The sequence below is a fragment of the Pseudomonas sp. LAP_36 genome (genome assembly GCF_019456785.1).
GTDB classification, from domain to species: domain Bacteria; phylum Pseudomonadota; class Gammaproteobacteria; order Pseudomonadales; family Pseudomonadaceae; genus Aquipseudomonas; species Aquipseudomonas tritici.
This window is the reverse complement of the sequence record NZ_JAHZMS010000004.1, coordinates 153,978-165,144: the sequence shown is the minus strand read 5'-3', so window position 1 is coordinate 165,144 and position 11,167 is coordinate 153,978. Positions and strand designations below refer to the sequence as shown.

9 protein-coding genes are annotated in these 11,167 nt (G+C 61.6%); 3 read left to right on the top strand and 6 right to left on the bottom strand.

Annotated elements, in window-relative coordinates:
• The first annotated feature begins 6 nt into the window (after positions 1-6).
• Genes JBO08_RS15535 through JBO08_RS15525 form a run of 3 tightly spaced genes read left to right on the top strand, consistent with a single transcriptional unit; the run spans position 7 to position 2,682 of the window.
• Complete coding sequence (locus tag JBO08_RS15535) at positions 7-921, top strand: PLP-dependent cysteine synthase family protein (protein WP_065873896.1); 915 nt, start codon at positions 7-9, stop codon at positions 919-921.
• Positions 922-958: 37 nt separating this feature from the next.
• Positions 959-1,951, top strand: coding sequence for a serine O-acetyltransferase (locus JBO08_RS15530; RefSeq protein WP_065873897.1), 993 nt, complete (start codon positions 959-961; stop codon positions 1,949-1,951).
• A gap of 2 nt (positions 1,952-1,953) precedes the next feature.
• On the top strand, positions 1,954-2,682 hold the full coding sequence (locus JBO08_RS15525) for an alanyl-tRNA editing protein (protein WP_065873898.1): 729 nt from the start codon (positions 1,954-1,956) through the stop codon (positions 2,680-2,682).
• Between the two features lie 56 nt (positions 2,683-2,738).
• Here JBO08_RS15525 and prpD read toward each other — a convergent pair whose 3' ends face one another.
• The 6 genes from prpD to JBO08_RS15495 form a co-directional block, all read right to left on the bottom strand.
• Positions 2,739-4,223: a 2-methylcitrate dehydratase gene (gene prpD, locus JBO08_RS15520; RefSeq protein ID WP_065881277.1), complete on the bottom strand. Its 1,485-nt coding sequence runs from the start codon at positions 4,221-4,223 to the stop codon at positions 2,739-2,741.
• 123 nt (positions 4,224-4,346) lie between these two features.
• Complete coding sequence (gene prpF / locus JBO08_RS15515; RefSeq protein WP_065873900.1) at positions 4,347-5,537, bottom strand: 2-methylaconitate cis-trans isomerase PrpF; 1,191 nt, start codon at positions 5,535-5,537, stop codon at positions 4,347-4,349.
• 9 nt (positions 5,538-5,546) lie between these two features.
• Positions 5,547-8,141: a Fe/S-dependent 2-methylisocitrate dehydratase AcnD gene (gene acnD, locus JBO08_RS15510; protein ID WP_065873901.1), complete on the bottom strand. Its 2,595-nt coding sequence runs from the start codon at positions 8,139-8,141 to the stop codon at positions 5,547-5,549.
• A 207-nt stretch (positions 8,142-8,348) separates the two neighbouring features.
• Complete coding sequence (prpC, locus tag JBO08_RS15505) at positions 8,349-9,476, bottom strand: 2-methylcitrate synthase (RefSeq protein WP_065873902.1); 1,128 nt, start codon at positions 9,474-9,476, stop codon at positions 8,349-8,351.
• Positions 9,477-9,516: 40 nt separating this feature from the next.
• On the bottom strand, positions 9,517-10,410 hold the full coding sequence (prpB, locus tag JBO08_RS15500) for a methylisocitrate lyase (RefSeq protein WP_049711986.1): 894 nt from the start codon (positions 10,408-10,410) through the stop codon (positions 9,517-9,519).
• Positions 10,407-11,117 (bottom strand): GntR family transcriptional regulator, encoded by a 711-nt coding sequence (locus JBO08_RS15495; RefSeq protein WP_065873904.1) that lies wholly within the window; start codon positions 11,115-11,117, stop codon positions 10,407-10,409. The genes prpB and JBO08_RS15495 overlap by 4 nt, the downstream gene beginning before the upstream one ends.
• Positions 11,118-11,167 lie beyond the last annotated feature (50 nt).

The window sequence follows — 11,167 nt, the reverse complement described above, 5'->3', positions numbered from 1 at the left end:
TGACTGATGTTGCATAACTCCATTCTCGACGTGATCGGCCATACGCCGATCGTGCGCCTGGCGCAGTTTTCCGAAGACCTGGGCATCGAAGTGTATGCCAAGCTGGAATCCCTCAACCCGGGCGGCAGCCACAAGGCGCGCATCGCGCTGGGCATGATCCTCGACGCCGAACGCCGGGGTGTGCTGATCCGCGACTCCGGGCAAACCATCATCGAGCCCAGCGGCGGCAATACCGGCATTGGCCTGGTCATGGCCGGCAATGTGCTGGGCTACAAAGTCGTGCTGGTGATCCCCGACAACTACAGCCCCGAAAAACAGAAGTTGCTGCGTTTGTACGGGGCCAAGGTGGTGCTGTCGGACAGTCGCTTGGGGAACAATTCCCACGGCGAAAAGTGCATGGAACTGCAGCTGGAAAACCCCAGCTACGTGATGCTCAACCAGCAGCGCAACGGCGCCAACCCGCAAACCCATCGCGACACCACCGCACCGGAAATCCTCCGTGCGTTTGGTGATCTTCGTGTGGACTATTTTGTCAGCGGCATCGGCACCGGCGGGCACATCACCGGCATCGGCGAAACGCTGAAAGCCGCCTGGCCAGCCCTTCGCGTGATGGGCGTGGAACCGGAAGAATGCGACCTGCTGAAAGACCAGCATGCGCCGCACCACATCCAGGGCCTGTCGATCGGCCTGATCCCGAGCATCCTCAACCTGAAGGTGATCGACGGCATGCTCAAGGTCTCGCGCCAGGCGTGCATCGACATGATGAAACGCATCATGCGCACCGACGCCATCAGCCTGGGCCTGTCTTCCGCCGCCAACATGGTGGCCATCGCCAAGCTCGCCCCCGAACTGCCGCCCGAAACGGTGGTGTTGACCATGGTCTACGACAATGCCGACAGCTACCTGCCGAGTTTCGAATAATCGGTTTTCCAACCATTCAGAATGCGGGGGTGCCTCCATGGGCGGCTTTATCGACATGCAACAGTTGCACGATGAGTTGATCACTCACCTCATCAAGACCCTCACACCCTTGCAAATGAAACAGTTGGAACCGCATCTGGCACCGTTGATCCAGAATGCTGCCCAGGCAGTGGCCGAGGACCTGATCGCCTACGCCTACCGCGATCCTGCATCGCGTGGGCGCGGCGAGCTGATCCTGGAGTCCTACGCCTCGTTCAAGGCGGTGCTGTATTACCGCCTGGCGCACCTGGTGTGGAATTTTCCCGACCAGACCAACGGGATGTTTTCCCGCATCGCGCTCAAGCTCAGCAACCAGGGCAAAGTGCTCTCCGGCGCCGAGATCCACCCGGCAGCGCGGATCGGCCGACGCTTCGTGCTGGACCACGGCTACGGCACGGTGATCGGCGAAACCTGCGAGATCGGCAACGACTGCTACATCCTCTGCGGCGTCACCCTGGGCGCCCGTGGCATCGCCAACAACCCCGACGGCAAGCGTCACCCGCGCCTGGGCAATAACGTCGAAGTCGGCTCCGGCGCCCGCGTGCTGGGTTATGTGCTGATCGGCGACAACGTATTTATCAGCCCGTCCTGCGTGATCACACAGGACGTTCCCGCCGGCACCAAAGTGAAGGTGGTGAACCAGATCCAACTGCAAAAGAACGATGAGTCGGACCACAGCAACTACCTCGGCGCCTTCGCCCTGGATGAGCGGTTACATGTGGTTGGCGAGATCAATGTCAGCCACAAGGTGACGGTGCTGGACGCCGACTTTCACCCCTTGCAGGGCCTGATGCTGGAGCCCACGGTAAAAGAGCGTCACCACCTGCAGTTCCGGTTGCACCGGGTGGAGTCGGGCAACCAATTGCCGCGCTTGCCACTGAACCTGAAGGTCTGCGGCCCCGAATTTGAAATCACCCTGCTCTCACCTCCTGGCTTGAGTGCAATGGTGCGTTCCCTGCTGCAAGCCAGCCCACTGATCGTGCGAGGTTGAACATGTCTGTGCACACCATGGAAACCCTGGCGCTGTTCGACAGCGCGCCCTACCAGAATGCTTTCAGCGCCCGGGTGATTGCCGTCAGCGAACACGGCATTGCCCTGGAGCACACGCTGTTCTATCCCACGGGTGGCGGGCAGCCAGGCGACACCGGCCACCTCACACTGGCGGACGGTACGCGGGTCGAAGTGACGGGCACGGTGCGCGACCCGGTGCTGCGCTCGATCATCTGGCATCAGGTGGAACACTGCCCCGAGCAACTGGTTGCCGGGGTGCAGGTGGACGCCGGACTCGATTGGGATCGCCGTTACCAGCACATGAAAATGCACACCTGCCTGCACCTGTTGTGCTCGATCATCGACGCACCGGTAACGGGATGCAGCATCAGCGCGGATAAGGGCCGCCTGGATTTCGACCTGCCGGAAATGACCCTCGATAAAGACACCATCACCCGCGACCTGAATGCGCTGATTGAACAGGCTCACGCGGTCAAAACCCTGTCGATGCCGGCTTCCGAATACTCGACTCTGCTACAGATCACCCGCACACAAGCCGTGGCCCCGCCGGTGATTCAGGGCTCGGTCCGAGTGATTGAAATTGCCGGTATTGATATCCAGCCGTGTGGGGGCACCCATGTGATCAACACCGAAGAAATCGGCCGGGTGTTTTGCGAGAAGATCGAGAAGAAGAGCAAGCACAACCGCCGGGTGATCCTGCGGTTTGAGTGAACACGATTCAATGTGGGAGCGTCGAACCGCAGTTCCCACATTGACCCTGTTACGGCTTAGATCACGAACAGGTCCACAAACCGATTGACGGGAGTGGCCTCAAGTCGCGCCTGGTCCTTGCATAACGCAAAAATCTCAGCGCTGCGCTGGCCGGTAAACCGCGTCGCCAGGTTGGCCTTGAACTTGTCTTCCAGCAACGGAATGCCATCCACCCGGCGCCGACGATGACCAATCGGGTATTCAACCGCCACCTGCTCAGTGCTGCTGCCATCCGTGAAGAACACCTGAACGGCGTTGGCGATGGAACGCTTGTCGGCTTCCAGGTATTCACGGCTGTAGCGTGGGTCTTCGACGATGACCATTTTTTCCCGCAACTGATCGATGATGGGATGCGCGGCGTGGAATTCATCTTCGTACTGCTCGGCCACCAGATTGCCGAAGGCCAGCGGTACCGCAGTCATGTATTGCAGGCAATGGTCACGGTCCGCTGCATTCGCCAGTGGGCCGACCTTGGAGATAATGCGAATCGCCGACTCGTGGGTGGTAATGACGATACGCTCGATTTCATGCAGGCGATCTTTCACCCATGGATGCAAGGTCACCGCCGCTTCACAGGCCGTTTGCGCGTGGAACTCTGCAGGGAAGCTAATCTTGAACAGCACGTTCTCCATCACATAAGTGCCGTAGGGCTGGGACAGGCTGAACGCGCGTTTGTCCTCCGGCTTGAGCATCTGGTCCTTGTTGGTGTGGCTGAACAGCACGTCGTAGAACCCCCACTGCGGCGCGCTCAATACGCCGGGAATACCCATCTCGCCACGCAACGAGATATCTGCCAGCCGCACGCCCCGACTCGACGCATCCCCTGCCGCCCAGGATTTGCGCGACCCGGCGTTCGGCGCATGCCGATAAGTGCGCAACGCCTGCCCATCGACAAACGCATGGGACAACGCCGCCAGCAACTGCTCCCGGTTGGCGCCCATCAGCTTGGCGGTGACGGCCGTGGAGGCGACTTTCACCAACAGCACATGGTCTAGGCCGACGCGGTTGAACGAGTTTTCCAGGGCAATCACGCCCTGGATTTCGTGGGCCATGATCATCGCTTCCAGCACTGTGCGAACGGTCAGCGGTGCGTCGCCATGGGCCACGCGCTTTTGCGACAGGTGATCGGCGACGGCGAGGATGCCGCCGAGGTTATCCGAAGGGTGACCCCATTCGGCGGCGAGCCAGGTGTCGTTGTAGTCGAGCCAACGCACGATGCAACCGATGTCCCACGCCGCCTTGACCGGGTCCAGCCGGAACGACGTCCCCGGCACCCGCGCGCCAAACGGCACCACCGTGCCCTCGACGATCGGCCCCAGGTGCTTGGTGCACTCGGGGAAACGCAGGGCCAGCAGGCCGCAACCGAGGGTATCCATCAAGCAATGACGGGCGGTGTCCAATGCGTCCTGCGAGTCGATCCGGCAGTTGAGGACGTAGTCGGCGATGTCCTGCAGGACCTGGTCGTAGTCGGGGCGGTTGTTCTGGTCGACGTTGGCGCTCATGGCAGTACTCCAAAAAATGGGTGGGGGGTAGTCCTCGGGTCACGGTTGATCGGGTTACGGCAGGTCTGGCGCCTGCCTATATGCGAAATGCACCACTAAACCATGTGGGAGCGGTGCAGGCAGTTAGAAAGAATCGCCGGGCACGCGGACGAAACCTTCCATCAAGACGCGTGCGCTGCGGCTCATGATGGCTTTCTTAACAATCCATTCGCCATTCACTTGAGTGGCTTCGGCCCCAACACGCAAGGTGCCGGACGGATGCCCAAACCGCACGGCGTTACGCTCGATACCACCGGCTGCGAGGTTGACCAAGGTCCCGGAAATGGCCGCTGCAGTGCCAATCGCCACTGCCGCCGTGCCCATCATCGCGTGGTGCAGCTTGCCCATGGACAGCGCGCGCACCAGCAAGTCCACATCGTCGGCCTTGATCGCCTTTCCGCTGGAAGCCACGTAATCCGAAGGCTTGGCCACAAACGCCACCTTCGGCGTGTGCTGGCGCTGCGCGGCTTCGTCCAGGTGTTTGATCAGGCCCATGCGCAACGCGCCGTAGCCCCGCACGGTTTCGAACATGGCCAACGCTTTCGGATCGCTGTTGATTGCGCCTTGCAGCTCGGTACCGGTGTAGCCGAGGTCTTCAGCGTTGATGAAAATCGTCGGGATGCCGGCATTGATCAGCGTCGCCTTGAAGGTGCCGACACCGGGGACTTCCAGGTCATCTACCAGGTTGCCAGTGGGGAACATCGAGCCACCACCGCCCTCTTCTTCCGCCGCGGGGTCCATGAACTCCAACTGCACTTCGGCTGCCGGGAAGGTCACGCCGTCCAGTTCGAAATCGCCGGTTTCCTGCACCGCGCCGTCCGTGATCGGTACATGGGCGATGATGGTCTTGCCGATATTCGCCTGCCACACGCGCACCACGGCCACGCCGTTACGGGGCACGCGGGCGGGGTCAACCAAGCCGGCGCTGATGGCGAAGGCGCCGACCGCCGCCGACAGGTTGCCGCAGTTGCCGCTCCAATCGACGAAGGGTTTGTCGATGGAGACCTGGCCGAACAGGTAGTCCACGTCATGCTCGGCGCGGGTGCTTTTGGCCAGGATTACGGTTTTGCTGGTGCTCGACGTGGCACCGCCCATACCGTCGATCTGCTTGTCATACGGGTCGGGGCTGCCGATCACCCGCAGCAACAGGGCATCCCGTGCGGCGCCCGGTACTTGCGCCGCTTCGGGCAGGTCCTGGAGGCTGAAAAATACACCCTTGCTGGTGCCGCCACGCATGTAGGTGGCGGGGATCTTGATTTGCGCTACGTGTGCCATGGTTCCCCCTCAGGCAGTCGCCGCCGATTCCAGGAAGTCCTGGGCAAAACGCTGCAACACGCCGCCCGCCTCGTAGATCGACACTTCTTCGGCGGTGTCCAGGCGGCAGGTCACCGGCACTTCGACACGTTCGCCATTCTTGCGGTTGATCACCAATGTCAGCGTGGCACGCGGGGTGCGCGCACCAACAACGTCATAGGTCTCGCTGCCATCGATCTTCAGCGTATGGCGATCCGTGCCCGGCAGGAACTCCAGCGGCAACACGCCCATGCCCACCAGGTTAGTGCGGTGGATACGCTCGAAGCCTTCGGCGGCAATCGCTTCCACACCGGCCAGTCGCACGCCTTTGGCCGCCCAGTCGCGGGACGAGCCCTGGCCGTAGTCGGCGCCGGCGATGATGATCAGCGGCTGCTTGCGTTCCATGTAGGTTTCGATGGCTTCCCACATCCGCGTGACCTGGCCTTCCGGCTCGATCCGCGCCAGGGAACCCTGCTTGACCTTGCCGTTTTCAACGACCATTTCGTTGAACAGTTTCGGGTTGGCAAAGGTCGCGCGTTGCGCTGTCAGGTGGTCGCCGCGATGCGTGGCGTAGGAGTTGAAGTCGACTTCCGGCAAGCCCATTTTCGCGAGGTATTCGCCGGCGGCGCTGTCGAGCATGATCGCGTTGGACGGCGACAGGTGGTCAGTGGTGATGTTGTCCGGCAGCACCGCCAGCGGGCGCATGCCCTTGAGCGGGCGGGCGCCGGCCAGTGCGCCTTCCCAATACGGCGGGCGGCGGATGTAGGTGCTTTGTGGGCGCCAATCGTACAACGGCGCGACTTTCGGGCCGGTGTCTTCGTGGATCGCGAACATCGGAATGTAGACCTTGCGGAACTGCTCCGGCTTGACCGAGGCCTTGACCACCGCGTCGATCTCTTCGTCGCTCGGCCAGATGTCCTGCAGGCGGATTTCCTTGCCGTTGGCGTCGAGACCGAGCACGTCTTTTTCGATGTCGAAACGAATAGTGCCGGCAATCGCGTAAGCCACTACCAGCGGCGGCGAGGCCAGGAAAGCTTGCTTGGCGTACGGGTGAATACGCCCGTCGAAGTTGCGGTTGCCCGAGAGCACGGCGGTCGCGTACAGGTCGCGGTCGATGATTTCCTGCTGGATCACCGGGTCGAGTGCGCCGGACATACCGTTGCAGGTGGTGCAGGCGAAGGCCACGACACCAAAACCAAGCTGCTCCAATTCAGTGGTCAAGCCGGCTTCGTCGAGGTACATGGCCACGGTTTTCGAACCAGGAGCCAGGGACGATTTGACCCACGGTTTGCGCACCAGCCCCAGTTTGTTGGCGTTGCGCGCCAAGAGGCCTGCGGCGATGACGTTGCGCGGGTTGCTGGTGTTGGTGCAACTGGTGATAGCGGCGATGATTACCGCGCCGTCGGGCATTTGCCCCGGCACTTCGTCCCACTGGCCAGAGATGCCTTTGGCCGCCAGGTCACGGGTAGCGACGCGTGCGTGCGGGTTGCTCGGGCCGGCCATGTTGCGCACGACGCTGGACAGGTCGAAGGTGAGACCACGCTCGTATTGCGCGCCTTTGAGGTCATCGGCCCATAGGCCAGTGTGGCGGGCGTATTGCTCAACCAAGGTGACTTGTTCGTCTTCGCGACCGGTGAGCTTGAGGTACGCGATGGTCTGCTGATCGATATAGAACATCGCCGCCGTAGCGCCGTATTCCGGGGCCATGTTGGAGATGGTCGCACGGTCGCCCAAGGTGAGATTTGAGGCACCCTCGCCGAAGAACTCCAGCCAGGCGCCGACCACTTTTTGCTTGCGCAGGAACTCGGTCAGCGCCAGCACCATATCGGTGGCGGTGATGCCAGGTTGCAGCTTGCCGGTGAGCTCCACGCCAACACTTTCCGGCAGGCGCATCCACGAGGCGCGGCCAAGCATCACGCTTTCAGCTTCGAGACCACCGACGCCGATGGCGATTACGCCCAACGCGTCTACGTGTGGCGTGTGGCTATCGGTGCCGACGCACGTGTCGGGGAACGCAACGCCGTCCCGCACCTGAATCACCGGGGACATTTTCTCCAGGTTGATCTGGTGCATGATGCCGTTGCCCGGCGGGATCACATCGACGTTCTTGAACGCCTTCTTGGTCCACTCGATAAAGTGGAAACGGTCTTCGTTGCGACGGTCTTCGATGGCGCGGTTTTTCTCGAACGCGTCCGGGTCAGAACCACCGGCTTCGACGGCCAGGGAATGGTCGACGATCAATTGGGTCGGCACCACCGGATTGACCTGCGCCGGGTCACCGCCTTGCAGGGCGATAGCATCGCGCAGGCCAGCGAGGTCGACCAAGGCGGTCTGGCCGAGAATGTCGTGGCACACCACACGCGCCGGGAACCACGGGAAGTCGAGGTCGCGCTTGCGTTCGATCAGTTGGCTCAGGGACGCGTTGAGGGTGGCCGGGTCGCAACGACGCACGAGGTTTTCTGCGAGGACGCGGGAGGTGTAGGGCAAGGTGGCGTAGGCGCCAGGGGTAATTGCCTCGACAGCCGCACGAGCGTCGAAGAAATCCAGGCGGCTGCCGGGGAGTGGTTTGCGAAATTCAGTGTTCATCGTCAGGACTCGGTCACGGTAGTTAGGCGGCACGAACCTGCTGCAGGGGTCTGGATGAACTCGGTCCCTGTGGGAGCCGGGCTTGCCCGCGATGACTGACTGTCATTCAACACATGTGTCGACAGTAATACCGCTATCGCGGGCAAGCCCGGCTCCCACATTGACCCGGTTCCAACCATGAAAACCGGTGCCTCAGGTTCATCCCATTCAGCGACGTTCGATTGGCACGAACTTGCGCTGCTCAACGCCGGTGTATTCGGCGCTTGGACGGATGATGCGGTTGTTGGCGCGCTGCTCGAAGACATGCGCGGCCCAGCCAGTCAGGCGCGAGCACACGAAGATCGGGGTGAACAGCTTGGTCGGGATGCCCATGAAGTGATACGCCGAGGCATGGTAGAAATCGGCGTTGGGAAACAGCTTCTTCTGTTCCCACATGGTTTTGTCGATGGCTTCGGAGACCGGGAACAACACCTTGTCCCCTACCTCGTCAGCGAGTTTTTTCGACCAGCCCTTGATCACTTCATTGCGCGGGTCGTTGTCTTTGTAGATCGCGTGGCCGAAGCCCATGATCTTGTCCTTGCGCGCCAGCATGCCGAGGGTGCCTTCGACGGCTTCTTCAGCCGACGAGAACCGCTCGATCATCTCCATCGCCGCTTCGTTGGCGCCGCCATGCAGAGGACCGCGCAGGGAACCGATGGCGGCGGTGACGCAGGAATAGAGGTCGGACAGGGTCGACGCACACACCCGTGCGGTGAAGGTCGAAGCATTGAATTCGTGCTCGGCGTAGAGAATCAGCGACACGTTCATGACCTTCTCGTGCAACTCGCTCGGCTTTTCGCCGTGCAACAGGTGCAGGAAGTGGCCGCCGATGGTCGGCTCGTCGGTCACGCAGTCGATACGCTTGCCGTCGTGGCTGAAGCGATACCAGTAGCACATGATCGCCGGGAAGGCCGCCAGCAGACGATCGGTAACGTCGCGCTGCACGCTGAAGTCTTTCTCTGGCTCGATATTGCCGAGGAACGAGCAACCGGTGCGCATCACGTCCATCGGGTGGGCGTCGGCGGGGATGCGTTCCAGTACTTCCTTCAATGCGTGCGGCAGGTCGCGCAGCTTGCTCAGCTTGGCACTGTAGGCGGCCAGTTCGGTCTTTGTCGGCAGCTCGCCATACAGCAGCAGGTAGGCGACTTCTTCAAACTGCGCATCGGCGGCCAGTTCACGCACGTCGTAGCCGCGATAGGTCAGGCCGGCGCCGGCTTGGCCGACGGTGGACAGTGCGGTCTGCCCGGCCACCTGGCCACGCAGGCCGGCGCCACTGAGTACTTTTGCTTCAGCCATGTTCTTTCTCCAATCTTGAATTTATTAGGGAGGCCGTTCGTTACTTCTTGGCTGCGAACAGCGCGTCGAGCTTCTGCTCGAAGGTGTGGTAGTCGATGCGATCGTAAAGCTCCATGCGGGTTTGCATGGTGTCGATCACGTTCTGCTGGGTGCCGTCGCGACGGATCGCGGTGTAGACGTTTTCGGCGGCCTTGTTCATGGCGCGGAAGGCCGAGAGCGGGTACAGCACGATGGAAACATCGGCAGATTTCAACTGTTCGGTGGTGTACAGCGGCGTGGCGCCGAATTCGGTGATGTTGGCCAGGATCGGGGCCTTTACCTTTGACGCGAAGAGCTTGTACATCTCCAATTCGGTAATGGCCTCCGGAAACACCATGTCGGCGCCGGCTTCGATGCAGGCGGCGGCGCGTTCCAGGGCGGATTCCAATCCCTCGACGGCCAGGGCATCGGTGCGCGCCATGATCACGAAGCTGTCATCGGTGCGCGCATCCACGGCGGCCTTGATGCGGTCGACCATTTCCTGCTGGGACACGATTTCTTTGTTCGGGCGATGGCCGCAGCGCTTGGCGCCGACCTGGTCTTCGATATGGATGGCAGCCGCGCCAAACTTGATCATCGACTTGACGGTACGCGCCACGTTGAACGCCGAGGAGCCGAAACCGGTGTCCACGTCCACTAGCAGCGGCAGGTCGCACACATCGGTGATGCGGCGTACGTCGGTGAGTACGTCATCCAGGCCGGTGATGCCCAGGTCCGGCACGCCGAGGGAGCCGGCAGCCACCCCGCCACCCGACAGGTAGATCGCCTTGAAACCGGCACGCTTGGCCAGCAGCGCGTGATTGGCGTTGATCGCGCCGACCACCTGCAAGGGGTGCTCACTGGCGACGGCGTCACGGAAACGCTGGCCGGGGGTGCTTTTATTGTTAGAACTCATGACTCACCTCTATCAGTAGCACCGCCTGGGAAGTGACGGGCAATGTTGCGTTTGGAAGCGCCGATATGCCGGCGCATCAACAGTTCGGCCAGTTCACCGTCGCGATCGGCAATCGCGTCAAGAATGCGGTGGTGCTCGGCAAAGGCCTGGCGTGGACGATTGGGGGTGGCGGAAAACTGGATGCGGTACATGCGCACCAGTTGGTACAGCTCGCCGCAGAGCATTTGGGTCAGGGTGCGGTTGCCGGCGCCTTGAATGATCCGGTAATGAAAATCGAAGTCGCCTTCCTGCTGGTAATAGCCGAGGCCGGCCTGGAAGGCTTCATCGCGTTCGTGGGTGTGCAGCACCTGGCGCAGCTCTTCGATTTCCGCATCGGTCATGCGCTCGGCGGCCAGGCGACAGGCCATGCCTTCGAGGGATTCGCGGATTTCATAGAGTTCGATCAGCTCGGCATGGCTCAACGACACCACCCGCGCGCCGACGTGGGGCACACGCACCAGCAGGCGCTGGCCTTCCAGGCGGTGGATCGCCTCGCGCAGCGGACCTCGGCTGATGCCGTAGGTGCGTGCCAGTTCCGGCTCGGAGATCTTGCTGCCGGGGGCGATCTCACCCTTGACGATGGCGGCCTGGATACGTCGGAAGACGTTCTCGGACATGGTCTGGGAATCGTCTTGCGCCACCACTGGGGATTCCAGCTGATCCAGCATATTGTCGACACCTTTAAAAGCAATGCCGCAAAAACTAGCCAATCAGACCA

What these genes read in the sequence shown, in the direction of transcription:
- prpB (WP_049711986.1), bottom strand. Translation starts at nt 10,410, where the DNA reads ATGAGTTCTAACAATAAAAGCACCCCCGGCCAGCGTTTCCGTGACGCC.
- JBO08_RS15530 (WP_065873897.1), top strand. Translation starts at nt 959, where the DNA reads ATGGGCGGCTTTATCGACATGCAACAGTTGCACGATGAGTTGATCACT.
- JBO08_RS15525 (WP_065873898.1), top strand. Translation starts at nt 1,954, where the DNA reads ATGTCTGTGCACACCATGGAAACCCTGGCGCTGTTCGACAGCGCGCCC.
- JBO08_RS15535 (WP_065873896.1), top strand. Translation starts at nt 7, where the DNA reads ATGTTGCATAACTCCATTCTCGACGTGATCGGCCATACGCCGATCGTG.
- prpD (WP_065881277.1), bottom strand. Translation starts at nt 4,223, where the DNA reads ATGAGCGCCAACGTCGACCAGAACAACCGCCCCGACTACGACCAGGTC.
- prpF (WP_065873900.1), bottom strand. Translation starts at nt 5,537, where the DNA reads ATGGCACACGTAGCGCAAATCAAGATCCCCGCCACCTACATGCGTGGC.
- acnD (WP_065873901.1), bottom strand. Translation starts at nt 8,141, where the DNA reads ATGAACACTGAATTTCGCAAACCACTCCCCGGCAGCCGCCTGGATTTC.
- prpC (WP_065873902.1), bottom strand. Translation starts at nt 9,476, where the DNA reads ATGGCTGAAGCAAAAGTACTCAGTGGCGCCGGCCTGCGTGGCCAGGTG.
- JBO08_RS15495 (WP_065873904.1), bottom strand. Translation starts at nt 11,117, where the DNA reads ATGCTGGATCAGCTGGAATCCCCAGTGGTGGCGCAAGACGATTCCCAG.